Source organism: Pseudomonas sp. FP2294, assembly GCF_030687625.1.
Taxonomy (GTDB): Bacteria; Pseudomonadota; Gammaproteobacteria; order Pseudomonadales; family Pseudomonadaceae; genus Aquipseudomonas; species Aquipseudomonas shahriarae.
On the sequence record NZ_CP117441.1, the window covers coordinates 4,885,870 to 4,910,667 of the forward strand.

The following is a 24,798-nucleotide window of genomic DNA, read 5'->3' on the forward strand; positions in this document are numbered from 1 at the left end:
AAGCCGCTGATCACTCAGCGGCTTTATTAATGGGTTACTGCGCACCTTGCTTGTCGATCAGCGCGGCCAGGGCTTCGTATTCTTCTGGCAGCAGATCGGTCAGCGGGGTACGTACCGGGCCTGCGTCATAGCCGGCGATTTTTGCGCCCGCCTTGACGATGCTCACGGCATAGCCGGCCTTGCGGTTACGCAGGTCCAGGTAAGGCAGGAAGAAGTCGTCGATGATCTTGTTGACGGTGGCGTGATCTTCCCGGGCAATCGCGTGGTAGAAGTCCATCGCGGTCTTGGGAATAAAGTTGAAGACTGCCGAGGAGTACACCGGCACGCCCAGGGCCTTGTAGGCAGCGGCGTAAACCTCTGCAGTCGGCAAGCCGCCCAGGTAGCTGAAACGATCACCGAGACGACGGCGGATCGACACCATCAGCTCGATATCACCCAAGCCATCCTTGTAGCCGATCAGGTTCGGGCAACGTTCGGCCAGGCGCTCCAGCAGCGGCGCGGTCAGGCGGCAGACGTTGCGGTTGTAGACCACCACACCGATTTTTACCGACTTGCACACCGCCTCGACATGGGCGGCGACGCCATCCTGGCTGGCTTCGGTCAGGTAGTGCGGCAACAGCAGCAGGCCCTTGGCTCCCAGGCGCTCGGCTTCCTGGGCGTACTCGATGGCCTGGCGGGTGGAGCCGCCGACACCGGCGAGGATCGGCACGCTGGTAGCGCAGGTATCGACTGCGGTTTTCACCACTTGGGCGTATTCACTGGCTGCCAGGGAGAAAAACTCACCGGTGCCGCCCGCCGCAAACAACGCAGAGGCGCCATACGGGGCCAGCCACTCCAAGCGCTTGATATAGCCCGCCGGGTGGAACTCACCCTGGGCATTGAAATCGGTGACCGGGAAAGACAGCAGACCGTGGGAGAGGATGGACTTCAGTTCTTGTGGATTCATTATTTGAACACCCTGGGCAAAGACGAAGACTGGAACGTTATTATTTATGTGGTACGTCATCGTACAACTATAAAAATGTTCGTCAACCTTCTTTTGTCGGCTTGCCGGTATTTCGAGGTCATTAGTAGCGAGCGCCTTGACGTAGGAAATTATTCCTCTATTCTCGCAGTAACTGTATATACATACAGTTATCAAGGAAGATTCCTACGACATAGCAAGGAGCTAACATGTCAGAACTTGAATCGGTCATTACCCGCAAAACCCTCCCCTCCCTGCGCTTTGAAGGCGGCGAGCACACCGCCATTGGCGATGACACCCAGCTGCGCTTCGTGCAGGGCGCGCCCTCTATTCCGGGCGCGCAAGTCAAGCTTCAACTACCCAACGGCCTGGCCCTGACCTATGGTCAGATCATCTCCCTGGGCGGTGACTTCTACGGAATTCCCGGCCAGCCCATCAGTGACGGTGCGTCACCCACCGAGCGTGTGCAGCGCTTCACCGCCGCGTTTAACTCGCTGGCGACTTTGCCGGCGTCACGGGAGGAAGCGGGCAAAATCCTCGCGGTCATGCAAAAAGAGATCAACGCAGTGAAGCAGGCCATTCAGGATGGCAAGCAACCCCATGAGGCCTACGACGCACTAGGAGATACGTTGTCTGAAGAGTGGAACCGTATCACCGGCGGCGGCAGCGTGGTTTCAGCCATGGTTCCCCTGGGGCGCTACTTGAAGCTGGCGGCCGATAATGCCGACCATTTCGGCGAGTGGGCGCTGTCTGCCTACCTGGCCGGGCATTCTGCCGCCCTGCAACAAGCGGTGGTGGCTCACCAAAGCGGCAGTGGCCAGCAATTGGAACTGGCTTACGCCATGAACAGCTTTGCTGATCACTTCTTGACCGACCTGTTTTCCGCAGGGCACCTGCGCGTCCCACGCAAACAACTGGCGGCCGTGGTGACACCGGGTGAACTCGGGTCGTTGATCAGCCGCTTTATGCACGATGAAGACAGCAAGTTCGGGCTCAATGTACGCAATGCCCTGGGCGATGAGTGGCATGCCTATGGCGACAAACGCTATTTCGATAGCAATGACGCCGCCAACCGCACTCAGGTCAAGCGTGCGGTACAGGCTTCGGCCGATGAGATCTTCGACGCGTACATCAGCGGTATCGCGCCCTCCCCGGCCACATTCAAGGCACCACTGCATGTGCCGGACTTGAACGCGGCGAACAATCCAGCGAATAACTTTTCGCCGCTGTTCAAGGCCGAGGGCGACAAGGTGTTGCGGCGCAAGGACGTCAACAACTTGAATGACAAGCAGTGGACCAATGATTGGTGGGGGTGGAGTACGTATCTGTTGCTTAAGGACTACAAGCCAAATAACCCGCTGCCTTGATGTAGCCACAGCGCCCCTGTGTACGGATGATTCGTATACAGGGGACCGTTCGTCGTCACTGTGAATTCTGACAGTATCAGCGATGTACCCGTCGCCCCTAGATTGAACGCCACCACCGGGCAACCTCAGCCGCAAGAGGTGCAGTCACCCTGGAGGCCCTTCAGTAATCGAGAAATAGCGAGGCATGCCATGGCTACTAGAAAATGCACGTTTACATCCAAATCCAATAAATTCAAAGCAGCGACGCAGAATATCGATGCTGTGGACCTACCCAATATCGGTGATACCGTTCAACTTGATGGTGGTCCGCCTGAATTGATCATAGGCAAAAACTTCCAAATCAAAAATGGCGAAGTTAAGCAAATCGACTTTTTCCTGGCGTAAATGCCTCCCTAGCAATCACCGAATTACCCCCGCTGCGCCTGCGCTTCTTCATGAGCCTGGCGCAGCCGCTCTCGACTATTGGTCAAATGCAATCTCATCGCCGCCCGCGCCGCATCCGAATCCTGGCGGGCAATCGCCTCATAAATCTCTTCGTGCTCACGGCTCAGGCGGCTCATGTAGTGCTGCTGGTCGTCATGGGCCAGGCGCGCAGAATTCAGGCGGGTCCGCGGAATAATGCTGGTGCCCAGGTGGGTCATGATATCGGTGAAGTAACGGTTGCCGGTGGACAGGGCAATCTGCAAGTGGAACTGGAAGTCCGACGCTACCGCATCACTGGCGTGCGCTGCACTTTCATTCAGGGCATCGAGGGCCGCGCGCATCGCTGCCAACTGCTCGTCACTGCGACGCTGGGCCGCGAGACCAGCAGACTCCACTTCCAGGCTGATGCGCAATTCGAGGATCGCCAGTACATCACGCAGCGTGACCACGGTCGCCGGATCAATGCGGAACCCGCTGGGGCTCGGCGTATCCAGCACAAAGGTGCCGATGCCATGCCGGGTTTCCACCTGCCCGGCTGCCTGCAGCCGCGAGATCGCTTCGCGCACCACCGTGCGGCTGACCCCATGGGCTTCCATGATGGCTGACTCGGTGGGCAGTTTGTCGCCACGCTTGAGCTGGCCATCGCGGATCTGTTCGGACAACACCGTGACCAGTTCCTGGGCAAGGCTACGGCGCTTGCGGGGAAGACGCGGGGCTGTGCTGAGGTTTTCCATGGGCAGGCAACTATCTCGATGATTCAAAAGGGCATCATAGCCCAAGCGAGTTGTACGATCACCGCCCTGCATGATTTGCCCAAGGTTTATCGCGCGCAAAAAAATGCCCCAGCCTAAGCCGGGGCATTTTCAACACATGCCCGAAGGCGCATGTTTTATCACTTCACCACTTTCAAGCTCGGCCGGCCGCTAGGGCGCGGTGGCTCGGAATCAGGTGGCGGCAGATCATCTTCAATTTCAATCGCTTCGTCGTCTTCAAGGGACGACTCCAGATCAAACACCATGCCCTGGCCATTCTCCCGGGCATAAATGCCCAGGATCGCGCCGATGGGCACATAGAGCGTATGGGGTACCCCACCAAAACGCCCTTCAAAGCTGACCGCTTCATTGTCCATGTGCAGTTGACGCACGGCACTGGGCGAAACGTTCAGGACAATCTGTCCGTCACTGGCAAAACCTTGTGGCACCTGCACCGCAGGAAACTCGGAATTGACCAGCATATGCGGGGTGCAATCGTTGTCCACAATCCACTCGTAGAGCGCGCGGACCAGGTAAGGTCGACTGGAGTTCATCAACGGCTCCTTAAGCCTTAGCGCATATCACGTTCGACGCCAGACAGACTTGCCTGGAAAGCCTCACGCGCAAACTGGCGCTCCATGTAATCAAGCAGCGGCTTGGCAGGCCGCGGCAGTTCAATGCCCAGAATCGGCAAACGCCAGAGTATGGGTAATAGGCAGCAATCCACCAGGCTTTGTTCCTCACTGAGGAAAAAAGGTTTGTCGGCGAACAATGGAGAAACGCCGGTCAGGCTCTCGCGCAATTCCTTACGCGCCTGCACACGGGCCGCTTCTTTGCTGCGTGTATCCAGAATCAGATCCACCAGCCCACACCAGTCACGCTGGATCCGATGGATCAGCAGGCGGCTGTTGGCACGCGCCACCGGATACACCGGCAGCAAAGGTGGATGGGGGTAACGCTCATCCAGATATTCCATCACCACGGTTGACTCCCACAACGCCAGGTCACGATCGACCAGGGTGGGCAAGCTGCCGTAAGGGTTCACTTCGATCAGTTTCGGCGGGTGACGTCCCACCTCCACACTGATGATCTCGGCGCTGACACCCTTCTCTGCGAGCACGATGCGTACTCGGTGGGAATAGTGGTCGGCGGGGTCGGAGTAACAGGCCAACCGGTTGGTCACGCCCATGGCGGTCCTCCTCGCTTGTTGAAATTATCGAAAGCTCAAAAACGAGCGCGCCCAGAAAGCATCTCCTGTAACACCTGGATCAACCAGAGCGTTACCCGTTCAGAGACGTCGCTGGGCGCGCAAGATTAACAGCAATTGCCTAAGGTTGGATCAATGCACATCCTTCCAGTATTCACGCTTGAGCAAATAAGCGAATACGAAGAAGAAAGCCAGGTACAGCAACACATAGGTACCGATGCGTTGATGCTCCAGTTTGACCGGGTTGGCGGAGTAAGCCAGGAAGGTCACCAGGTTCTTGACCTTCTCGTCGAACTGCTCCTCGTTCAGCGCGCCGCTCTTGGGCACGATGGTCAGTTGGTCACAGGCTTCGTGGGTCAACGGCGTGCCGGTCAGCGGGTCATATTGCTTCTTGCCGTTTTCCACGACTTGAACCTGCTTGCATCCGACCACCTGACGGCCTTGCAGGCCGACCAGCACGTTAGGCATACCCACGTTCGGGAAGACCTTGTTGTTCACGCCCCATGGGCGCGTAGGGTCTTCGTAGAACGATTTCAGGTAGCCATACAGCCAGTCGGTGCCACGTACGCGTGCTACCAGGGTCAGGTCGGGCGGTGCAGCCCCGAACCAGGCCTTGGCGTCGGCCGCTTGCATGCCGATGTTCATGTGGTCGCCAATCTTGGCACCGGTGAACACCAGGTTCTTGAGCATCAACTCATGAGGGATGCCCAGGTCATCGGCCACGCGCTCGTAACGCTGGAACTTGGCGCTGTGGCAGCCCATGCAGTAGTTGGCGAACGTACGGGCGCCGTCTTGCATGGCAGCCTTGTCAGAAACGTCAATGTCGACTTTTTCCAGTGCCACGCCAGAACCGGCCGCGAAGGACAGTGCCGGCAGGGCAGCAAGAATCAATGCAGCGAATAATTTTTTCATCAGCCAGTCACCCTTTCCGGAACCGGTTTTGTCTTCTCGAGCCGGGTGTAGAACGGCATCAGAATGAAGTAGGCGAAGTACAGGAAGGTGCAGACCTGCGACAACAACGTCCGCTCAGGGGTCGGCGCCAGTACGCCCAGCACACCCAGGATCACGAACGAGATACAGAACACCCACAGCCAGATTTTGCTCAGCCAGCCCTTGTAGCGCATGGACTTGACCGGGCTACGGTCGAGCCAAGGCAACACGAACAGCACCGCAATGGCCGCACCCATGGCGATAACGCCCATGAGCTTGTCGGGGATCGCCCGCAAAATGGCGTAGAACGGCGTGAAGTACCAGACCGGGGCAATGTGTTCCGGGGTCTTGAATGCGTTCGCCTGTTCGAAGTTAGGCTTTTCGAGGAAATAGCCGCCCATTTCCGGGAAGAAGAACACAATCGAGCAGAAGACGAACAGGAACACCACCACGCCGACGATATCTTTCACGGTGTAGTAAGGGTGGAAAGGAATGCCGTCCAGCGGAATGCCGTTCTCGTCCTTGTGCTTCTTGATGTCCACGCCGTCGGGGTTGTTCGAACCGACTTCGTGCAGCGCCAGGATGTGCAGCACCACCAGACCGAGGATCACGATCGGCAAGGCCACCACATGCAAGGCAAAGAAGCGGTTCAGGGTGATGCCCGAAATCAGGTAGTCACCACGGATCCACTGGGTCAGGTCGTTGCCGATGACCGGGATCGCGCCAAACAGCGAGATGATCACCTGGGCACCCCAGTAGGACATCTGGCCCCAAGGCAGCAGGTAGCCCATGAAGGCCTCTGCCATGAGTGCCAGGTAGATCAGCATGCCAAACACCCACACCAGTTCACGCGGCTTCTGGTACGAGCCGTAGAGCAAGCCACGGAACATGTGCAGATAGACCACGATGAAGAACGCCGAAGCGCCAGTGGAGTGCAACAGACGCAGGATCGAGCCGTACTCGACGTCGCGCATGATGTATTCGACGGAGGCAAATGCTTCTTCCGCCGACGGGGTGTAGCTCATGGTCAGCCAGACACCGGTCACGATCTGATTGACCAGTACCAGCAATGCCAGGGAGCCAAAGAAATAGAAGAAGTTGAAGTTCTTCGGCGCGTAATACTTGCTGAGATGGTCTTCCCACATTTTGGTGGCGGGGAAGCGCGCATCCACCCAATCCATGAACTTGCTCATTACGCGCTCTCCTTATCGACACCAATGACAATAACGTCGTCAGATTCGTAGTTGTGCGGCGGAACCGGCAGGTTCAACGGAGCAGGCTGGGATTTGTAGACGCGACCGGCCAGGTCGTAGTGGGAACCGTGGCAAGGGCAGAAATAGCCGCCAACCCAGTCCTTGCCCAGATCCACAGGCGCGACTTCCGGGCGGAAGGTCGGCGAGCAGCCCAGGTGCGTGCAAAGACCGACCAGCAGCAGAATCTCTGGCTTGATCGAACGCGCTTCGTTTTGGGCGTAGGCGGGTTGTTCGGAATTCTTGGATTCGGGGTCAGACAACTGGCCCTCGATTTTCTTCAGATTCCCCAGGATTTCCTCGGTACGACGAACGATGAATACTGGCTGGCCGCGCCACTCAGCAATCATCTGCTGGCCTGGCTCGATCTTGCTGACATTCACCTTCACCGGTGCACCTGCGGCTTTCGCCTTGGCACTGGGAAACCATGACCCCACGAACGGGACCGCAGCCCCCACCGCTCCTGCAGCACCCACAACGGATGTGGCTGCTACCAAGAAGCGACGCCGGCCTGCATTCACGCCGTCATTGCTCATTCAGTCCTCTCCCATCAGCTTTTTGGCCTGTTAAATCAGGCGTCTACTAAGTATTAAATCTGAACTTATAAAAATTTTGCCGAATGGTAATGAAAAGCCCCACCTCTGACAAGGTAATTACCCGGAGCCTAAGCCCCAAGCCTTGTAGTATAGGGGGTCTACGGATGTGGCAAGTTGTCACACAGAAAAAACCTGCATAAAAAGCGGGCAATAAAAAACGCCCAGCTCCGCGAGGAGGCTGGGCGTTTTTGTGGAACGTAAAGCGAATTAACGCTTCGAGTACTGCGGACGCTTACGCGCTTTACGCAGACCGACTTTCTTACGTTCAACTTCACGGGCATCACGAGTCACGAAGCCAGCTTTGCGCAGAGCGCCGCGCAGGGTTTCGTCGTACTGCATCAGAGCGCGAGTGATACCGTGGCGGATTGCGCCAGCTTGACCACTTACACCGCCACCGATAACGGTGACGTAGATGTCGAACTTTTCAACGGTCTCGGTCAGTTCCAGCGGCTGACGAACTACCATGCGGGCAGTTTCGCGGCCGAAGAAGTTGTCCAGAGTGCGGTTGTTGATCGAGATGTTACCAGTGCCCGGACGCAGGAAAACGCGTGCGGTTGCGGTTTTGCGACGGCCAGTGCCGTAATTTTGAGTCGCCGACATAATGAACTATTCCGTTAAAACTTCAGTTCTTGGGGCTGCTGAGCAGCATGAGGGTGAGCAGCGCCCGCATAGACTTTCAGCTTGCGATACATGTCGCGACCCAGTGGGCCCTTCGGCAGCATACCTTTAACCGCGATCTCGATCGGGGCTTCAGGCTTCTTGGCAATCAGGCCTTCGAAGTTCGAAGACTTGATACCGCCTGGGAAACCGGAGTGACGGTAGTACATTTTGTCGCTTGCTTTGTTGCCGGTTACACGAACCTGCTCAGCGTTGATGATTACGATGTAGTCACCGGTATCAACGTGAGGGGTGTACTCAGGCTTGTGCTTGCCACGCAGACGGCTGGCGACTTCAGTGGCCAGACGACCCAGGGTCTGACCAGCGGCGTCGACGACAAACCAGTCGCGCTGAACTGTTTCCGGTTTTGCAGTAAAAGTTGTCATTCTTTAATAGCCTCAGGGGCCGCCCTGTAAATTAGACGGCGGATCTTACTGAATAGTGCGTACTTTGACAAGTCAAAGGCAGCCGGATACAGACGCTATCGGGGGCTCGGGTCAGCGCGTCCGTTCAACGGCAAGATTCTTCGGCAGGCGGCGCATCACTTCCACTGCAGAAAGAGGTGGGCAATTATGCAGATTGCGAAAAAAAATTCAACCTGCTTTTATGATTGTTTTCCCCGAAGGAGCACCCGATGGATTATCGACAGCTGGGCCGGACCGATCTGAACGTGAGCGCGATCTGCCTCGGGACCATGACCTGGGGCGAGCAAAACACCGAGGCAGAGGCCTTCGCCCAGATTGAAAGAGCCAAAGGTGCGGGGATCAACTTCCTCGATACCGCAGAAATGTACCCGGTCCCCCCCAAGGCTGACACCTACGCCACCACCGAACGCTACATCGGCAACTACTTCAAGAGTCGGGGTGACCGCGCCGACTGGATCCTCGCCAGCAAGATCGCCGGCCCCGGCAACACCATCGACTACATCCGCGACGGCCAGCTCAAGCACAACCGCAAGCACATCGTCGACGCCCTGGACGCCAGCCTCAAGCGCCTGCAGACCGACTGGATCGACCTGTACCAACTGCACTGGCCGGAACGCAGCACCAACTTCTTCGGCCAACTGAGCTACAAGCACCAGGAAGAGCCCGACCTCACACCGCTGGAAGAAACCCTCGAAGCCCTCGACGAGCAGGTCAGGGCCGGCAAGATCCGCCATATCGGCCTGTCCAATGAAACGCCGTGGGGCACCATGAAGTTCCTGGCCCTGGCCGAGGCCCGTGGCTGGACCCGCGCGGTGTCGATTCAGAACCCCTACAACCTGCTCAACCGCAGCTTTGAAGTGGGCCTGGCAGAAGTCGCCATCCGTGAGCAATGTGGCTTGCTGGCATATTCGCCACTGGCATTCGGCATGCTCAGCGGCAAGTACGAAGGCGGCGCACGGCCGGCCAAGGGTCGCTTGAGCCTCTACAGCCGCTTCAGCCGCTACTTCAACCCGCAATCGGAAGCCGCGTGCAGCCGCTATGTGGCCCTGGCCCGCGAGCACGGCCTGGACCCGGCGCAGATGGCCCTGGCGTTTGTCACGCAGCAGCCGTTTGTGACCAGCAATATCATTGGCGCGACGACGCTTGCGCAGTTGGACAGCAATATCGCCAGTGCTGATCTGAAACTGTCGAAAGAGGTGTTGGACGGGATCGAGGCGATTCAGAAGGATCACCCAAATCCTGCGCCTTGATTGACCTTCAGGCCGCCATCGCAGGCAAGCCAGCGCCCACATTTGATCGGTAATGTGGGCGCTGGCTTGCCTGCGATGGGGCCCTCAACAGCACCAGAGATTCAAAGCGCCCGCGCAATGATCTCCTTCATGATCTCATTGGTCCCCGCATAAATGCGCTGTACCCGCGCATCCGCCCAGGCCCGGGCAATCGGGTATTCCCACATGTAACCGTAGCCGCCGTGCAACTGCACACACTCATCGAGCACCTTGCATTGCAGGTCAGTGGTCCAGTATTTGGCCATCGCCGCCGTCGGCACATCCAGCTTGCCTTGCAGGTGCTGTTCCAGGCACTTGTCGACAAACACCCGACCAATCTGCACCTCGGTGGCGATCTCCGCCAGCTTGAAGCGGGTGTTCTGGAAGTCGGCAATCGCCTTGCCGAACGCCTTGCGCTCGCGGGTGTAGTCCAGGGTCCATTGCAGCGCCGCCTCGGCCGACGCCAGGGCGCCGATCGCCACGGTCAGGCGCTCCTGGGGCAGCTCCTGCATCAGGTAGGCAAAGCCCATCCCCGCCTGGCCCAGCAGGTTCTCCTTGGGCACCCGCACGTCCTGGAAGAACAGCTCGGAGGTGTCCTGAGCCTTCATCCCGACCTTTTCCAGGCGCTTGCCCTTGTCGAAGCCCGGCGTATTGGCCTCGACCAGAAACAGACTGGTGCCCTTGGCGCCGGCCTTGGGATCGGTCTTGGCCACCACAATCACCAGGTCCGCCAGGAAGCCATTGGTAATAAACGTCTTGGAGCCGTTGATTACATACTCATCGCCGTCCAGCACGGCAGTGGTCTTGACCCCCTGCAGGTCCGACCCGGCACCCGGCTCGGTCATGGCAATGGCCGTGACCATCTCCCCGGAAACGAGCTTGGGCAGGTACTTGTGCTTCAGCGCCTCGCTGCCGTAGTGCAGGATATACGGCGCAACAATGTCCGAATGCAGGGAGAAGCCAATCCCGGTCAGCCCCAGGCGGCCGATCTCTTCGATCACCACGGCGCTGTAGATAAAGTCCGCGCCCAGGCCGCCATATTCTTCCGGCAGGTGCGAGCACAGCATCCCCGCCTCCCCCGCCTTGCTCCACAGGGCGCGATCAATATGGCCCTGCTTTTCCCATTGCGCATGGTACGGCACCGCGTCTTTTTCGAGGAAGGTGCGCACGCTCTGGCGGAAGAGTTCGTGCTCGGAGCTGAACAAGGTTCTGGGAATCATGAGTCACCTGCGTCGATTGTCGGACAAAAACAAGATCACAGAGCCTAAGCTGCACGGACGTCACAGGACACTGGACACATGCGACAAAAAATAAGACGATCCAGCCGTTAGTTGACCACTTTCCCCTATAAGAATAATCGAAATTATGTCTAACCTCGTCTCCACGCCCTTGCGGCGCGTCAGCATTTTGGCCATTGACCGGGTGTTTGCTTCCACCCTCATGCAAGCCAAGGATTTCTTCCACCTCGCCAGCCTGCGTTACGGCAAACAGCAGGGCCTGGGCCTCACGCCGGCCTTTGAAACCCGCCTGGTAAGCCCCGATGGGCAATCGGTGTGCAGCTTCAGCGATGTGATCATGCCGGTCGACGGCGGCCTGGAAAACGCCGATATCATTGTGCTGCCGGCCTTCTGGGATGACTTCGACGCCCTGAGCAAACGCTACCCACAGATCCTGCCCTGGCTGCGCGAGCAACATGCGCGCGGGGCGGTGTTATGCGGTGAGGCCACCGGGGTGTTCTGGCTCGCCGAAGCCGGCCTGCTTGATGGCAAGGAGGCGACCACCTACTGGCGCTTCTTCAACGCCTTCAGCGAACGCTTCCCCAAGGTCCAGCTCAATCAGGACAAGCACCTGACCGACGCCGACAACCTGTACTGCGCCGGGGGCACCACGTCGGCCTGCGATCTCTACATCTATCTGATCGAGCGCTTCTGCGGCGCCAACATCGCCCAGGCCGTGGCCCGCGACATCCTTTACGAAGTGCAGCGCAGCTACGCGCCGGGACGCATCGGTTTTGGTGGGCAGAAGCTGCACCAGGATGTGATCATCCTGCAGATCCAGCATTGGCTCGAAGAGCACTTCGCCGACAAGTTCCGCTTTGAAGACGTGGCCCGAGAACACGGCATGAGCATCCGCAACTTTATGCGGCGCTTCCAGACCGCTACCGGCGACAAGCCGCTGCACTACCTGCAACGCCTGCGCATCGAGACAGCCAAGGGGTTGTTGTCGGGCAGCCGCAAGAGCATCAAGACCATCAGCTATGAGGTGGGTTACGACGATGCGAGCTTTTTTGCGCGGCTGTTCAGGCAGCACACGGAACTGTCGCCGAACCAGTATCGCCAGCAGTTCCAGCAGGCCGCCTAACTAAAGCCGGGCACAATCAAATGTGGGAGCGGGCTTGCTCGCGAATGCGGTGTGTCAGTTAACGAATAAGTCGACTGATACGCCGCATTCGCGAGCAAGCCCGCTCCCACATTTTGGTTCGGTGTTTGCCTAAGGCTTGTGCGCCCGCGCCAGGAACTCGTGGGACTGCATTTCCAGCAAGCGGCTCAAGGTCCGTTGGAACTCGAAGTTCAAGCGACCGCCGGTGTAGAGGTCCTTGAGTTCGACTTCAGCCGAGATGATCAGCTTGACGTTACGGTCGTAGAATTCATCGACCATGTTGATAAAGCGCCGGGCGATGTCGTCGGTAGTGACGCTCATTTGCTCGACACCGCTCAAGATCACGGCATGGAAGATCTTGCCCAGTTCGATGTAGTCGTTCTGGCTGCGGGGGCCGTCGCACAGCTCGCGGAAGTCGAACCAGGCCACGTCGTCACAGGTGCGCAGGGCAATGATCTGGCGATTCTCGATCATCAACTTATCGTTTTCCACCGCCTGGGTGCATTCCGGCGTCAACGCACGGAAGCTCTTGCGCAGGCTTTCGTGGGCCGCTTCGTCGAGGGGGAAGTGGAACAACTCGGCTTGCTCGAGGTGCCGCAGGCGGTAATCGACGCCGCTGTCGACGTTGACGATATCGGTGTGCTGCTTGATCAGAGCGATGGCCGGCAGGAAACGCGCACGCTGCAGGCCGTCCTTGTACAGGCCGTCAGGCACGATGTTCGAGGTGGCGACCAGGGTCACGCCGTTCTTGAACAACTCTTCCATCAGGGTGCCGAGAATCATCGCATCGGTGATATCGGACACGAAGAACTCATCGAAACAGATAACCCGCGCTTCCTGGGAGAAACGCTTGGCGATGATGGTCAGCGGGTTTTTCTCGCCGTGCAGGGTCTTCATCTCTTCGTGCACGCGCTTCATGAAGCGGTGGAAGTGAGTGCGCGACTTCTCCTTGAACGGCAGCGCTTCGAAGAAGGTGTCGACCAGGTAAGTCTTGCCGCGACCCACACCGCCCCAGAAGTACAAGCCTTTGACCGGCGTCTGGTCTTTCTTGCCAAACAGCTTGCTGAGCATCCCCGGCTTGCTCTGGGAAGAGGCGACCAGGTCTTCGTACAGGCGCTGCAAGTGACGCACCGCCGTTTCCTGGGCAGCATCATGGAAGAAGTCGGGGCGCTTCAGATCAGCTTGATATCGTTCTAGGGGCGTCATAATTTCGTTAGCAAGGCAACAAAAACGGGCCGTCACTGTAACGACGGCCCCGGATAATGGCAATCAACCCTTGGTCGGGTCAGTCTTCGATTGGCGTCAATGCTACGCGCACGGCTTCGATGGCGGCATCCCGCGCAGCGCTATCGGCGAAGGCCGGGCTGTCGGCGATACACGCGCCGTCGAGCCACACCGTAAAGCCCAGGGCCTCACTGCGCACATCCAGCGCCTGGCCGGACTGCAACTGCTTGGTGACAGCGCCGGCCGCCTTGCCATCGGCAAAGTTGCGCGACAACAACAGCTGCTCGCCGTCAGCCGCCAGCAGGCGGAAGCGGAAGCTGCCGTCGTCTTCACGGAAGCTGACAAACCGCGCGGCCTTGACTGCCTTCTTCTTGGTGCTGGCAGCCTCGCTGGCCTGGTTGACGAACGAGCGCAGGCCCACGGCTTCCCGCAGCTCCTGCAGGAATGGACCGGCGACGGCACGGGCCTTCTTGGCGCCGACCAGCAGCAGGTCTTCCATGTCCGAAGGGCGCGCCATCAATTGATGGTAGCGCTCGCGGGCTTCGCCCAACTGGCCGTCCAGCAGTTGGAACAGGCGGTTTTTCGCCTCGCCCCAGCCCAGGCCGTCGAGCAGTTCGCTGCGCAGTTGCTGTTCCTGTTCAGGGGTGGCGAACGCCTGGTACAAGGTGAACAGGTGCGAGTTATCCGGATCCTTGGCCTCACCCGGCGCGCGGGAGTCGGTGACGATTCGCGAGATCGCGTCCTTCATGTCCTTGGCGGTGGTGAACAACGGAATGGTGTTGTCGTAGCTCTTCGACATCTTGCGCCCATCCAGGCCCGGCAAGGTGGCGACACCTTCTTCAATCACTGCCTCGGGCATGGTGAAGAACTCTTTGCCCTTGCCGAACAGGTGGTTGAAACGCTGGCCGATATCACGGGCCATTTCCACGTGCTGGATCTGGTCGCGGCCGACCGGGACCTTATGGGCATTGAACATCAGGATGTCCGCCGCCATCAGCACCGGATAGCTGTACAGGCCCATGCTGATCCCGGCATCCGGGTCTTCGCCGTTTTCCAGGTTCTTGTCCACCGAGGCCTTGTAGGCGTGGGCACGGTTGAGCAGGCCCTTGGCCGCGACGCAAGTCAGCAGCCAGGTCAGCTCGGGAATTTCCGGGATATCGGACTGACGGTAGAAGGTCACCCGGTTCACATCCAGGCCACCGGCCAGCCAGGTCGCGGCGATTTCCATACGCGAGCGCTGGATGCGCTGCGGGTCATCGCACTTGATCAGGGCGTGGTAGTCGGCCAGGAAGTAGAACGAATCGGCATTGGCATCCTGGCTGGCGAGGATCGCCGGGCGGATGGCACCGGCGTAGTTGCCCAGGTGCGGGGTGCCGGTGGTGGTGATGCCGGTGAGGATACGGGTACGAGTCGTCATGGGTAATCGCTTATCAGACTGCTATCAATTCGAAAGGCGCGGCAGCACCAGATCCTTGAGATCGGTGAGCTTGCCATGAAAAAAGTGCCCGCATTCTGCCACTTTCAGCAGCTCATGGGGGCGTTTGAGGGCGGCAGACCAGTCGTAGACCTGCTGCGGGTCGACCACTTCGTCGGTTTCCGGCTGGATCACGGTCAGCGGGCAGCCCTGTGGAAGCGGGTCCTCGTCACGCAAACGCATGACGGCCGCAGCCACCATAAACAGGTGCGCGAGTTTTTCGCCCTTGGCTTCCAGGCGCCCGCCGAGACTGGCGGCAACAAATCCACCGAACGAGAAACCCAGCAAGGTGATGGGCAGGTCCGGGTGTTTTTCACGCAGCCAGCTTACGGCGGCTTCGGCATCGTCCACTTCACCTGTGGCCATATCATGGCTACCAGCGCTGGCACCGACGCCACGGTAATTGAAACGCAAAGTAATCAAACCGGCATCGCGGGCGGTACGTTGCAGGGTCGAGACGACTTTATTGAGCATGGTCCCACCCTGCACCGGGTTAGGGTGGCAGATCAGCGCCAGGCCACGTGGCTCGGGGTGATCGAGGTACAAGGCTTCCAATTGGCCTACCGGGCCATCAATCAAAACAGGGGTTTCACGCATGAGCAAGGAATGAACTCCGTGACCTCTCAAGGGGTCGACTCGTCTAGCTAAAAGTCTGTGCATGGCATCATTGCGAGCTTAATCGCGGTATACAGCGCAGGTCCGAGCCGTTAACGTAAAGCAAAGCCGTTTATAGAGGAAGGACTCGTGGAACACTCGCTCTTAGTTTGGTTGTTGCCGACTCTTGCCCTGGTTGCCGGTGTCGCCATTGGATTCCTGGTTGCTCGCCTCCTGCCGAATGCCGCGCCTAACCGCACGCAGCGTCAGTTGGATGACATCCAGGAACGTTTTGACAGTTATCAGAACGAGGTTGTTACCCACTTCAACAGCACCGCGACCCTGGTCAAGAAGCTCACCCAGAGCTACCAGGAAGTACAGGATCACCTCGCCGATGGCGCCAACCGCCTGGCCCTGGACGATATTACCCGTCAGCGTCTGCTGGCCGCGCTGCATTCCGATGCCACGCAAGCCCCACGGGAGCGCCTGACCCCGCCACGGGAAAACCAGGAGCCGCCGCGGGACTACGCGCCAAAGGCGCCGAACGCCCCCGGCATGCTGGATGAGCATTACGGCTTGAAAAAGTAAGTCGTTTTCAAGCCATACAAAAAGCCCGGCTGATCCATGATCAGCCGGGCTTTTTGTTGGAACTGGATCGGCAGAACAATGGAGATCCAATGTGGGAGCGGGCTCGCTCGCGAAGGTGGAGTGTCAGTTGTTAAAGACTTGACTGACACTGCGCCTTCGCGAGCAAGCCCGCTCCCACACAAGCCCACTCACCGTAGTTCAGCGCCGTACCGGGCGCTTCTGCAGCTTGCGCTGCAAGGTCCGGCGGTGCATGCCCAGGGCACGGGCCGTGGCTGAGATATTGCCTTCGTGCTCGGTCAACACGCGCTGGATGTGCTCCCACTGCAGGCGGTCCACCGACATCGGGTTTTCCGGCACCAGGGTGTCGAGGTCGGCATGCTCGGAGAGCAAGGCGGCCAGCACATCATCGGCGTCCGCCGGCTTGCACAGGTAGTTGCAGGCACCGCGCTTGATCGCCTCGACAGCGGTGGCAATGCTCGAATACCCGGTGAGGATCAGCACGCGCATTTCCGGGTCCAGCTCCAGCAGCTTGGGCAGCAGCACAAGGCCCGAGTCACCGTCCATTTTCAGGTCCAGTGCCGCGTAGTCCGGCAGGTCGGCCTGGGCGATGGCCAGGCCTTCTTCGGCGGAACCTGCAGTGCTGACGCGAAACCCGCGACGGCTCATGGCTCGCGCCATTACGCGGGTAAAGGTGGCATCGTCATCTACCAGCAACAGGTGCGGCAGTTCTTCGCCTTCGACTTGGATCTCGTCACTCATCGATGTCTCCTCGTGCAGCACGGGGCAGGCGCAGCTCGGTGAGCGTGCCGCCTTCCTCATGGGGGTAAAGTTTCACCGAGCCGCCAGCGCGGGTCACGCTGGCCTTGCTCAAGAACAGGCCCAGGCCGAAGCCTTTGCCCTTGGTGGTAAAGAATGGCTTGCCGATCTGCTCGGCAATCGCCAGCGGCACGCCAGCGCCGTGGTCGCGAATACTGATGGTGAGGTTTTCCCAATCCCAGTCCAACTGCACTTCCAACCCTTCCGGGCAGGCGTCGGCTGCATTGTTCAACAGGTTCAGCAACGCCTGGGTCAGGTCCGGCGGTGGCGCCATACGCGGCACTGCGCCCTGCCCCAGCAGGTGGAAACGGTAACTGGCTTCGGGACGCATCAAGTGCCAGCGGTTCAGGGCTTCGTCCAGCCACTGGGTGACGTCTTGCATATCCACCGCCAGGCGCCGGTTGGCTTCAGCGGCGCGCACCAGTTGCTGCAAGGTCTGCTTGCACTGCTTGACCTGTTCCTGCAACACGCCGAGGTCGTCTTGCAAGGCCGGGTCGTGATGGTCCTGGCGCATTTCCTTGATCAGCACGCTCATGGTTGCCAGCGGCGTGCCCAGTTCATGGGCCGCACCGGCGGCCTGGGTCGCCACGGCCAGCAGTTGCTGGTCACGCAGGCCCTCTTCACGGCGGATTGCGCGCAGTTCTTCCTGGCGCCGCAGCTCTTCGGCCATGCGCGCGGCAAAAAAGGTGATCACCGCCGCCGACAGCGCGAAGCTCAGCCACATGCCGTAGATCTGCAGGTTTTCCCGGGCAATCGGGAAGGTTTCCAGGGGATAGAACTGCGCCAGCAACAAGGTGTAAAGCGCCAGGGCAATCCCCGACAGGATCACCGAATAGCGCCACGGCAAGGTCACGGCAGCGATGGTCAGCGGTACCAGGTAATAGGAAACGAAGGGGTTGGTGGAGCCACCGGAGAAATACAGCAACACGCTGTGGATAAACAGGTCGCAGGCCAGTTGCAGCGCGTACTCCAGCTCCGTCACCGGCCAGGTGGTGCGCAGACGGATGGCCGTGAACACACACAGCACCGTGGAAAAGGCCAGGGTCACCCACAGTTGCAGCCAAGGCAGCGGCAGCAGTTCAAACCAATAGGCGAGCCCCACGGAACCGGCCTGGGCGGCCAGCACCAGGGTGCGGATAAACGTCAGGCGCCAGAGGTTCTGGCGAGTGGCGGAAGTCAGTTTTACGGGGGCGAGCATGAGCTCTCCTGATGAGCGCTCCAGGCGGATCGCAGCAAGTATAAACGAAGCGACGATACAGTCTGCGAGTCTGTGGCCCTTTGACGCAGGTCATGGCTTTATGACCGTTCGTCGGCATCGTCGCCAGATGTAGAGATTTTGTAACCCGCCGAACCCGAATCCCCCGTCTACAGTCTTACCGAACACGATCACTCTCAAGGAGCTTCCATGTCACGTTTCACTCGCAGTGCCGCCCTTATTGCCCTCAGCGTTGGCAGCATTGCCAGCCTGCCCGCGCTGGCCGCCGACCAACTGCACTACAACCAGATTTCCCTGCGGGCCGAAGTCAGCCAGGAAGTGGCCCGTGACAAGATGATCGTCACCCTCTACACCGAGTCGCAAAATACTGACCCGGCCAAGCTCGCCGCCGAAGTCACAACCATCATGAACAAGGCGCTGGGCGAAGCTCGCGAAGTAAAAGCCGTGACCCTGCGCCAGGGCAGCCGCAACAGCTATCCGATCTACGACAACAAGAACCAGAAGATCACCGGCTGGCGCGAGCGCGCCGAACTGCGTCTGGAAAGCGCGGACTTCCCCGCGCTGTCCAAGCTCACCGGCGAGCTGCTCAACACCCTGAAAATGGACAATATGGACTTCGCCATCGCCGACGCCACGCGCAAGTCCAGCGAAGACGCGTTGCTCAAGGATGCGGTCGCCGCGTTCAAGGCCCGCGCCCAACTGGCCACCGATGCACTCGGCGGCAAGGGCTACAAGATCGTCAACCTGAACTTCAATACCAACGGCTACCCAATGCCGTACGCGCGAAATGGCGGGATGATGATGAAGGCGGCAGCGATGGATTCGGCGCCGACACCTGAGGTCGAGGCCGGCACCAGCCAGGTCAGCATGAGCGCCGACGGGGTGATTGAAGTCTTGCAGTAACCTTTGCAGCCTTAGAAACGGCGCAGCCTCAACGGCTGCGCTTTTTTTTGGGCAACTTTTTCGACTATCAGCACCTACACCGCCTGAATAAAATCACTACTTACATTGCCGCTATTGAAGACCATGCAGGCAATGTTTCAGTAACGACGGCAGTAAAGCTTAAGTGCCCTCCAAACTCAAACCGCCCTGTAACAAGGTTACGGTACTTCTGCGTAAACCTCTTCTTCAGCACTGTGGGGATAAGCTTAAAACCCACTCTATACGCTCAGCCCGAGTGTAACAGTGGAACTCAATGTATCCAGACAGCCACTTGATTACTGTCACCGCCACCTTAGTTAAAGGAACGTGATTCTTCGAAAATCTCTGTGCGGTACCGCTAATGCACGGTATTTAAATTCATTGCTGAGTGGCAGCACATAGATGATCGATGATTAGCCTACAACCCACTCCGTGATCGAGCCGAAAATGCGCATACAGGAACCCTCTCGACTACAATTTCCCGCCACCACTAATTCCCCATCAACAGCCAACCCCCTGGGCTCAAAAGCAGACTACCCAGAGCAAGAACCTGCGTCGAATCGCGTCTCTCGCTCAATAGCCCCCGGGGATAGATCGAGGGGCAATGTTCCGCGTAACAAGCAGTTTTATCGCGGTGGGTTTAGTGGGCATTCGCCCAATGAAGACCTTAAACCGGGTAATTACAAGGGGGTCATTTATGGCTGGAGCCTCACTCCGCCCGGGGCGAGCGCCTCCATGCAGGAACGGGAGAAACGTGTTGATGACTATGCGTATCGTGTAGAACTGAAAATCAAGAATGTGGAATCCGGTAGCGAAGGCGAAAGGAACATTAAATTCCAAGACACTCGTCAATTCATGGAGCCCGCAGGTTACTTCAGTGCTGGTTTGTTGGCAGCGGGATACGACCCGCATAAAAAAATCACGGTGACATTCAAGTCCTATGTGGGACGGGGCACTCCCGAAAACTTAAGCAACGTAGAGAAACGCACCTACTCAGCATGGGAAATTGCAGCAGGCGCACTTCAGCACGATAAAGTAGAACGAGGCGGGCCGATAAATTTTAGCTTTATGGAAATCGAGCCTGAAGACAAGCAGATGGTGAGCAACTTAGAGTCGCTGGGCAAAAAACTCCAAAACAGTTGGGAAAAAACCGTAGCCACGCCAATGCGAAACGCCTCGGGAGAATTGGCAGAAAGATCAGGCAAAGCAGACACCTATACTTTAAAGGGAACTTTAAAAAGCCTGCATAGCGATAAAAATGCATTCAAGACCTTAAGCCCTGAAGGTCAAGAAGCCATCAACCGGACACTGAATAAAAATGGGCAGGTTATCATCCCCAACATATACGGCTACCCACTGGCAGGGTATGCATTTATTCCATACACCCCCTATGATGGCAACGCTAATAACAGGCCCAACCAGGGGCTGATGGTTGATTTAAAAAATGGCACTATCAGCGAGATTCATGGTGATAAAGATTTCGCGGCCTGGGCTAAAGTCAACCGTGACAACTTAGTGCAAAGCTTTAATGCCAGAGACCGGCAAGGCGGAAAGGATGCCCATTGGCCAAGCGCAGTCGGCGTCCTCGACAACTTGATTGAAGGCGCCCCCGCCCTCTACCCCGGACGCCAGAACTTTGTGAAGGATAAGGAAGTACCGGTTTCGGAACTGTTCAATTACACCCAATCACGGGACAGTGACTATTATTTGAGGTTCGGCAACCTGAGCAATGGCATTGCTTCAGAATTTCAAAAAGAGAATGCCAAGAATGCCGTATGGTCTGACCAAACTGAAGTATTTGGATCCTCACAGCAGGGCTGGAAGAAGGCAAAGGAACTTTGGGGGAATACTTTCGGATATTTACCCGTCGTCGGCAATACGGGCAATATTGTCTTCGGAGCCCATGACAGCCTCTATGGCATGACCGCACAAGATCGCGCGGGAGGCACTAGCGCAGCGGTTATATCAGGACTGCAACTGGCACAAGAAGCTGCATTTGCCGTTGTCGGGGGGGCCGAGGTTGAGGCAGAGAAAGCAGCCATACGCTTTAACTCTTCTGCCGGCTATGATTATCAGTGGAAATATAACGCAGATACAAGCAGCTACGAATTTGAGCACCCCCCCAAGGCTAATAGCGGTACTGAGCCCTCCCCGAACCAGGTGCCCAAAGAAGGCGGTATATTAACGTCCCTCCCGTTGACCGACGCCGAAAACACCAGTATTGAAAAGCTTAAATCAATTAAAAATCTTCCAACAGGTGAAGAGCTATTTTCCACCGCCGATAGCGTCAATATACTCAGCGGAGACGCAAAGGACCTCAACCACATCAACAAAGATCTTTACACTTTTGTCGATGACTCAAAACTAGGCAAAGATTCTCGCCTGAACATTGTGGTACATGGCGGGCTCGACAAATCAACGGGAACAAGCAAAGTTTCATACAATGGAAAACTAAATACTCCACAGGAGCTACTGGACACACTACATCAACAAGGCATCCGGCCGGAAAACTTTCAAAAAGTACGCCTTCTATCTTGCTACTCCGCAAACGGTGCTGAACAGTCATTTGCCGCTGAATTCCAGAAGCTCATAAACCGCCCAGTAAAAGGTTACGAGGGAACATTAACGGCACGCCTCGCTCCAGAAGTTATTACAAAAGCCATCGGCAAAGTAGAAACCTTCTACTTAGAACACTTAAAACAGAGCAACACAAATCTGACCCCTGCGGTGAGACGAGCGGTCAGGATACAAGCCGAAGAATACGTCAACGATAATTTGGCCAAGACGTTCAACCCCACCAAGAAAAACCCACATTGGAACCCAATAAAGTGGTGGTTTTTCACTTATAAGCCCGCTCATTTCGGCGCTTAAGGACGATCTGAAGCAGTCAGCGATTTTTGCCGCCCCCGTTGGGAGAGGCTCAAAAACGCTGGCGGGCAATTGGCGCAGAGCACCCGGCCTGCGACCAAATGGTCTTATGCCCTCAACATCAAAGACTCACCGCACGATCCGGCCAAGGCCTGGGCGCTACTAAAAGAAGCAGGAGTTGCACCAGGTATCACCCCCCCATCTATAGGCGATGACGATGGGGCGCGCCTCCACTCCCAACACGCGAATGTCAGCGCAGATGGTCCGCCAGGATTGGACCAGATTCGGGATCACCGCCAATATCGTCAGCTATGAGTGAGTGAATGCATCAAACGTGCAAAAAACGGCGAGCACGATGTGATGATTTACGCCTGGACCGGCGCACCGGATTACTGGCTCGGTGTGCTCTACAGGTGTGCCGCGATCAAGGGCCGCGATTATGCAAAATGGTGTCACCCGGAGTACGGCCAACAGGTGCAGAAGGCCAGGCTCAGCAGTGACCATGACGAACCCATCAAGTGGTATTAACAGGAGCAAAAAATACCTAACAATCAAATACCTATAACGCCAATTGTGAACTCGACGGTTTTCCAGCACCTGCGCAAGGACGTCCAGGATTGAAAAATCAGCCCGTTTGGCCTGACGCCGTTCTACGGCGTAAGTCTGAATAAGTAACAGCTACGCCCCAATCTAGTGCGCCAGACACCTCGACCGAACCGATTCGGTGCGCGTCACGCACCGAAAAACACCCTCAAAAATGCAGTTTTGTGCCGAAAATTATATGAATGCGACATTCCTGTACGTTCGTACCACTCTTTGCCGCTTGTTGCCTCTCAACGTCTTGCATTGGGTATGGGGCCTGCATAAGTATCCGCAGGCCGACTCACGAGGTCGCCCTCAATTCCAAAAATGACAACAAATCATGAGGCCAACATGCTTAAACACGCAGTCATTCCGTTTTTAGTCAGCGCCGGTTTAATGGCCGCTGCACCTTTCGCCCAGGCGGCGACTAATCTGGTGTTCTGCTCCGAAGGGAGCCCGGCCGGTTTCGACCCAGGCCAGTACACTACCGGAACAGACTTCGATGCTTCGGCCGAAACCATGTTCAACCGGCTCAGCCAGTTCGAGCGCGGCGGCACCGCCGTGATTCCTGGCCTGGCCACCAAGTGGGATGTATCCGAAGACGGCCTGACCTACACCTTCCACCTGCGCGAAGGGGTCAAGTTCCACACCACGCCGTATTTCAAGCCGACTCGTGAATTCAACGCCGACGACGTGCTCTTCACCTTCAACCGGATGATCAATAAAGACGATCCGTTCCGTAAGGCCTACCCCACCGAGTTCCCGTACTTCACGGACATGGGGATGGACACCAACATCAAGAACATCGAGAAAATCGACGACCACACCGTCAAGTTCACCCTTGGCACCGTGGACGCCGCGTTTATCCAGAACCTGGCCATGAGCTTCGCCTCGGTACAGTCGGCCGAATACGCCGCCCAACTGTTGAAGGACGGCAAGCCCCAGGACATCAACCAGAAGCCGGTCGGCACTGGTCCGTTCGTGTTCAAGAGCTACCAGAAAGACTCCAACATCCGCTTCACCGGCAACAAGGATTACTGGAAGCCTGAAGACGTGAAGATCGACAACCTGATCTTCGCCATCACCACCGACCCGTCGGTGCGTGTGCAGAAACTCAAGAAGAATGAATGCCAGGTCACCCTCTTCCCGCGTCCGGCCGACCTCAAGGCCCTGGGCGAGGACAAAACCCTGAAACTGCCGCACCAGGCCGGTTTCAACCTGGGTTATATCGCCTACAACGTCATGCCAGTGCTCAAGGGCCAGACGGCCGCCAACCCCCTGGCCGACCTGCGCGTACGCCAGGCGCTGGACATGTCGGTCAACAAGCAGCAGATCATCGACTCGGTGTACCAGGGCGCAGGCCAACTGGCGGTCAACGCCATGCCGCCGACCCAATGGTCCTATGACGACACCATCAAGGACGTCCCGCACGATGTGGCCAAGGCCAAGGAACTGCTCAAGGAGGCCGGCGTCAAGGAAGGCACCGAGATCACCTTGTGGGCCATGCCGGTCCAGCGTCCGTACAACCCCAACGCCAAGCTGATGGCCGAGATGCTGCAGAACGACTGGAAGCAGATCGGCTTGAAGGTCAACATCGTCAGCTACGAGTGGGGCGAGTACATCAAGCGTTCCAAGGGCGGCGAGAACCAGGCCATGATCATCGGCTGGAGCGGTGACAATGGTGACCCGGACAACTGGCTGAACGTGCTGTTTGGCTGCGACTCCCTGGCCGGCAACAACTTCTCCAAATGGTGTGACAAGAAATTCGACGGCATCGTGAAAGAAGCCAAGGCCACATCGGACGTCGCCAAGCGCACCGAACTGTACAAGCAGGCGCAACACGTCCTCAAAGATGCAGTGCCCATGACACCTATCGCACACTCGACGGTGTATCAACCCATGCGCAACAACGTGCAGGACTTCAAGATCAGCCCATTTGGCTTGAATTCCTTCTACGGGGTAAGCGTCAGCAAGTAGTGATCTCTAGCGGCGACGTTTCATAACGTCGCCGTTATTGCATCCGCCCAGATCCTAGGAATCGAACTACCCCCGCATGGGCTGCCGTCCTACAGCAGCTAACTGCGCAGGTTACGTCCGATACCTACAAGGTCTGTCCGGTTCTGCGCATTTACCGCCCTGCCCTCGTTCCCTAACGTCGAGGTAGGCAAACGCGCAATTCCGATACGGCATTTGCTGTGGATGGGAGCAGTGCTTTCTCCATGCCAGGTAAGGCGTGCTGATTGTTCACTGACGAAAACGATAAACATGGATTGGGGACCGTCATGCGCCATACCACC

The 24,798-nt window shown here is 57.6% G+C and carries 23 protein-coding genes and 1 pseudogene; 9 read left to right on the forward strand and 15 right to left on the reverse strand.

The features are described 5' to 3' along the window. Window positions 1-34 precede the first annotated feature (34 nt). Window positions 35-946, reverse strand: coding sequence for a 5-dehydro-4-deoxyglucarate dehydratase (gene kdgD, locus PSH73_RS21930; RefSeq protein WP_057438078.1), 912 nt, complete (start codon window positions 944-946; stop codon window positions 35-37). Between the two features lie 227 nt (window positions 947-1,173). Here kdgD and PSH73_RS21935 point away from each other — a divergent pair, with 227 nt between their 5' ends. After that, the gene (locus tag PSH73_RS21935) at window positions 1,174-2,331 is read left to right on the forward strand and encodes a phospholipase (RefSeq protein WP_169989522.1); all 1,158 of its coding nucleotides are present in this window, start codon (window positions 1,174-1,176) and stop codon (window positions 2,329-2,331) included. A 189-nt stretch (window positions 2,332-2,520) separates the two neighbouring features. After that, window positions 2,521-2,715 (forward strand): hypothetical protein, encoded by a 195-nt coding sequence (locus PSH73_RS21940; protein ID WP_198799643.1) that lies wholly within the window; start codon window positions 2,521-2,523, stop codon window positions 2,713-2,715. A gap of 23 nt (window positions 2,716-2,738) precedes the next feature. On the opposite strand, the gene PSH73_RS21945 is transcribed toward PSH73_RS21940, so the two are convergent. The 8 genes from PSH73_RS21945 to rplM all read right to left on the reverse strand — a co-directional run bounded on the left by PSH73_RS21945 (window position 2,739) and on the right by rplM (window position 8,532). Further along, window positions 2,739-3,488, reverse strand: coding sequence for a FadR/GntR family transcriptional regulator (locus PSH73_RS21945; RefSeq protein ID WP_057958438.1), 750 nt, complete (start codon window positions 3,486-3,488; stop codon window positions 2,739-2,741). Between the two features lie 158 nt (window positions 3,489-3,646). After that, entirely contained in the window at window positions 3,647-4,060 is a 414-nt protein-coding gene (locus PSH73_RS21950; protein WP_057438071.1) for a ClpXP protease specificity-enhancing factor, read from the reverse strand. A gap of 17 nt (window positions 4,061-4,077) precedes the next feature. Then, on the reverse strand, window positions 4,078-4,695 hold the full coding sequence (locus PSH73_RS21955; RefSeq protein WP_027604841.1) for a glutathione S-transferase N-terminal domain-containing protein: 618 nt from the start codon (window positions 4,693-4,695) through the stop codon (window positions 4,078-4,080). Window positions 4,696-4,845: 150 nt separating this feature from the next. After that, entirely contained in the window at window positions 4,846-5,625 is a 780-nt protein-coding gene (locus PSH73_RS21960; protein ID WP_198799644.1) for a cytochrome c1, read from the reverse strand. Continuing rightward, a complete protein-coding gene (locus PSH73_RS21965) occupies window positions 5,625-6,836 on the reverse strand; it encodes a cytochrome bc complex cytochrome b subunit (protein ID WP_003188526.1) in 1,212 nt (403 codons plus the stop codon). Before PSH73_RS21965 ends, PSH73_RS21960 begins: the two co-directional genes overlap by 1 nt. Continuing rightward, a complete protein-coding gene (gene petA / locus PSH73_RS21970) occupies window positions 6,836-7,429 on the reverse strand; it encodes a ubiquinol-cytochrome c reductase iron-sulfur subunit (RefSeq protein ID WP_032860120.1) in 594 nt (197 codons plus the stop codon). The genes PSH73_RS21965 and petA overlap by 1 nt, the downstream gene beginning before the upstream one ends. Before the next feature lie 267 nt (window positions 7,430-7,696). Then, window positions 7,697-8,089 carry a 30S ribosomal protein S9 gene (rpsI, locus tag PSH73_RS21975; protein WP_003171743.1) on the reverse strand — a complete coding sequence of 131 codons (393 nt, stop codon included), beginning with the start codon at window positions 8,087-8,089 and terminating at the stop codon, window positions 7,697-7,699. 14 nt (window positions 8,090-8,103) lie between these two features. After that, window positions 8,104-8,532 (reverse strand): 50S ribosomal protein L13, encoded by a 429-nt coding sequence (rplM, locus tag PSH73_RS21980; protein ID WP_029291908.1) that lies wholly within the window; start codon window positions 8,530-8,532, stop codon window positions 8,104-8,106. A gap of 248 nt (window positions 8,533-8,780) precedes the next feature. Here rplM and PSH73_RS21985 point away from each other — a divergent pair, with 248 nt between their 5' ends. Further along, window positions 8,781-9,821, forward strand: a complete 1,041-nt coding sequence (locus PSH73_RS21985) for an NADP(H)-dependent aldo-keto reductase (protein ID WP_057444655.1) — start codon at window positions 8,781-8,783, stop codon at window positions 9,819-9,821. 101 nt (window positions 9,822-9,922) lie between these two features. On the opposite strand, the gene PSH73_RS21990 is transcribed toward PSH73_RS21985, so the two are convergent. Continuing rightward, window positions 9,923-11,059: an acyl-CoA dehydrogenase family protein gene (locus PSH73_RS21990; RefSeq protein WP_305461356.1), complete on the reverse strand. Its 1,137-nt coding sequence runs from the start codon at window positions 11,057-11,059 to the stop codon at window positions 9,923-9,925. A 220-nt stretch (window positions 11,060-11,279) separates the two neighbouring features. Here PSH73_RS21990 and PSH73_RS21995 point away from each other — a divergent pair, with 220 nt between their 5' ends. Continuing rightward, window positions 11,280-12,200, forward strand: coding sequence for a GlxA family transcriptional regulator (locus tag PSH73_RS21995; RefSeq protein ID WP_169866093.1), 921 nt, complete (start codon window positions 11,280-11,282; stop codon window positions 12,198-12,200). Window positions 12,201-12,329: 129 nt separating this feature from the next. Here PSH73_RS21995 and zapE read toward each other — a convergent pair whose 3' ends face one another. The 3 genes from zapE to PSH73_RS22010 all read right to left on the reverse strand — a co-directional run bounded on the left by zapE (window position 12,330) and on the right by PSH73_RS22010 (window position 15,513). Then, window positions 12,330-13,424: a cell division protein ZapE gene (gene zapE, locus PSH73_RS22000; protein WP_057438065.1), complete on the reverse strand. Its 1,095-nt coding sequence runs from the start codon at window positions 13,422-13,424 to the stop codon at window positions 12,330-12,332. Window positions 13,425-13,503: 79 nt separating this feature from the next. Further along, window positions 13,504-14,859, reverse strand: coding sequence for a tryptophan--tRNA ligase (locus PSH73_RS22005; RefSeq protein ID WP_057438063.1), 1,356 nt, complete (start codon window positions 14,857-14,859; stop codon window positions 13,504-13,506). Between the two features lie 24 nt (window positions 14,860-14,883). Further along, window positions 14,884-15,513 carry an alpha/beta hydrolase gene (locus PSH73_RS22010; RefSeq protein ID WP_057438061.1) on the reverse strand — a complete coding sequence of 210 codons (630 nt, stop codon included), beginning with the start codon at window positions 15,511-15,513 and terminating at the stop codon, window positions 14,884-14,886. 147 nt (window positions 15,514-15,660) lie between these two features. Here PSH73_RS22010 and PSH73_RS22015 point away from each other — a divergent pair, with 147 nt between their 5' ends. After that, entirely contained in the window at window positions 15,661-16,098 is a 438-nt protein-coding gene (locus PSH73_RS22015; protein ID WP_120734150.1) for a YhcB family protein, read from the forward strand. 198 nt (window positions 16,099-16,296) lie between these two features. Here the strand turns inward: PSH73_RS22015 and PSH73_RS22020 are convergent, their stop codons facing one another. Both PSH73_RS22020 and PSH73_RS22025 read right to left on the reverse strand, forming a co-directional pair. Further along, window positions 16,297-16,857, reverse strand: coding sequence for a response regulator transcription factor (locus PSH73_RS22020; protein WP_057958431.1), 561 nt, complete (start codon window positions 16,855-16,857; stop codon window positions 16,297-16,299). After that, the gene (locus tag PSH73_RS22025) at window positions 16,850-18,112 is read right to left on the reverse strand and encodes an ATP-binding protein (protein WP_057958430.1); all 1,263 of its coding nucleotides are present in this window, start codon (window positions 18,110-18,112) and stop codon (window positions 16,850-16,852) included. The genes PSH73_RS22020 and PSH73_RS22025 overlap by 8 nt, the downstream gene beginning before the upstream one ends. Window positions 18,113-18,319: 207 nt before the next feature. On the opposite strand from PSH73_RS22025, the gene PSH73_RS22030 reads away from it, so the two are divergent. The 4 genes and pseudogenes from PSH73_RS22030 (at window position 18,320) to PSH73_RS22045 (ending at window position 24,478) form a co-directional block, all read left to right on the forward strand. Next, a complete protein-coding gene (locus PSH73_RS22030; protein ID WP_057958429.1) occupies window positions 18,320-19,033 on the forward strand; it encodes an SIMPL domain-containing protein in 714 nt (237 codons plus the stop codon). 465 nt (window positions 19,034-19,498) lie between these two features. Further along, on the forward strand, window positions 19,499-21,922 hold the full coding sequence (locus PSH73_RS22035) for a hypothetical protein (RefSeq protein ID WP_233093234.1): 2,424 nt from the start codon (window positions 19,499-19,501) through the stop codon (window positions 21,920-21,922). A gap of 57 nt (window positions 21,923-21,979) precedes the next feature. Continuing rightward, a pseudogene (locus PSH73_RS22040) lies at window positions 21,980-22,540 on the forward strand (ABC transporter substrate-binding protein); the annotation flags it as partial. Window positions 22,541-22,852: 312 nt separating this feature from the next. Continuing rightward, window positions 22,853-24,478: an ABC transporter substrate-binding protein gene (locus tag PSH73_RS22045; protein WP_057438055.1), complete on the forward strand. Its 1,626-nt coding sequence runs from the start codon at window positions 22,853-22,855 to the stop codon at window positions 24,476-24,478. Window positions 24,479-24,798: the final 320 nt, after the last annotated feature.

What these genes read in the sequence shown, in the direction of transcription:
- PSH73_RS21965 (WP_003188526.1), bottom strand. Translation starts at nt 6,836, where the DNA reads ATGAGCAAGTTCATGGATTGGGTGGATGCGCGCTTCCCCGCCACCAAA.
- PSH73_RS21995 (WP_169866093.1), top strand. Translation starts at nt 11,280, where the DNA reads ATGCAAGCCAAGGATTTCTTCCACCTCGCCAGCCTGCGTTACGGCAAA.
- PSH73_RS22010 (WP_057438061.1), bottom strand. Translation starts at nt 15,513, where the DNA reads ATGCGTGAAACCCCTGTTTTGATTGATGGCCCGGTAGGCCAATTGGAA.
- rplM (WP_029291908.1), bottom strand. Translation starts at nt 8,532, where the DNA reads ATGACAACTTTTACTGCAAAACCGGAAACAGTTCAGCGCGACTGGTTT.
- PSH73_RS21985 (WP_057444655.1), top strand. Translation starts at nt 8,781, where the DNA reads ATGGATTATCGACAGCTGGGCCGGACCGATCTGAACGTGAGCGCGATC.
- PSH73_RS21945 (WP_057958438.1), bottom strand. Translation starts at nt 3,488, where the DNA reads ATGGAAAACCTCAGCACAGCCCCGCGTCTTCCCCGCAAGCGCCGTAGC.
- zapE (WP_057438065.1), bottom strand. Translation starts at nt 13,424, where the DNA reads ATGACGCCCCTAGAACGATATCAAGCTGATCTGAAGCGCCCCGACTTC.
- PSH73_RS21990 (WP_305461356.1), bottom strand. Translation starts at nt 11,059, where the DNA reads ATGATTCCCAGAACCTTGTTCAGCTCCGAGCACGAACTCTTCCGCCAG.
- PSH73_RS21950 (WP_057438071.1), bottom strand. Translation starts at nt 4,060, where the DNA reads ATGAACTCCAGTCGACCTTACCTGGTCCGCGCGCTCTACGAGTGGATT.
- kdgD (WP_057438078.1), bottom strand. Translation starts at nt 946, where the DNA reads ATGAATCCACAAGAACTGAAGTCCATCCTCTCCCACGGTCTGCTGTCT.
- PSH73_RS22045 (WP_057438055.1), top strand. Translation starts at nt 22,853, where the DNA reads ATGCTTAAACACGCAGTCATTCCGTTTTTAGTCAGCGCCGGTTTAATG.
- PSH73_RS22030 (WP_057958429.1), top strand. Translation starts at nt 18,320, where the DNA reads ATGTCACGTTTCACTCGCAGTGCCGCCCTTATTGCCCTCAGCGTTGGC.
- PSH73_RS22020 (WP_057958431.1), bottom strand. Translation starts at nt 16,857, where the DNA reads ATGAGTGACGAGATCCAAGTCGAAGGCGAAGAACTGCCGCACCTGTTG.
- PSH73_RS21935 (WP_169989522.1), top strand. Translation starts at nt 1,174, where the DNA reads ATGTCAGAACTTGAATCGGTCATTACCCGCAAAACCCTCCCCTCCCTG.
- PSH73_RS21940 (WP_198799643.1), top strand. Translation starts at nt 2,521, where the DNA reads ATGGCTACTAGAAAATGCACGTTTACATCCAAATCCAATAAATTCAAA.
- petA (WP_032860120.1), bottom strand. Translation starts at nt 7,429, where the DNA reads ATGAGCAATGACGGCGTGAATGCAGGCCGGCGTCGCTTCTTGGTAGCA.
- PSH73_RS22005 (WP_057438063.1), bottom strand. Translation starts at nt 14,859, where the DNA reads ATGACGACTCGTACCCGTATCCTCACCGGCATCACCACCACCGGCACC.
- PSH73_RS21955 (WP_027604841.1), bottom strand. Translation starts at nt 4,695, where the DNA reads ATGGGCGTGACCAACCGGTTGGCCTGTTACTCCGACCCCGCCGACCAC.
- PSH73_RS22025 (WP_057958430.1), bottom strand. Translation starts at nt 18,112, where the DNA reads ATGCTCGCCCCCGTAAAACTGACTTCCGCCACTCGCCAGAACCTCTGG.
- PSH73_RS21960 (WP_198799644.1), bottom strand. Translation starts at nt 5,625, where the DNA reads ATGAAAAAATTATTCGCTGCATTGATTCTTGCTGCCCTGCCGGCACTG.
- rpsI (WP_003171743.1), bottom strand. Translation starts at nt 8,089, where the DNA reads ATGTCGGCGACTCAAAATTACGGCACTGGCCGTCGCAAAACCGCAACC.
- PSH73_RS22035 (WP_233093234.1), top strand. Translation starts at nt 19,499, where the DNA reads ATGCGCATACAGGAACCCTCTCGACTACAATTTCCCGCCACCACTAAT.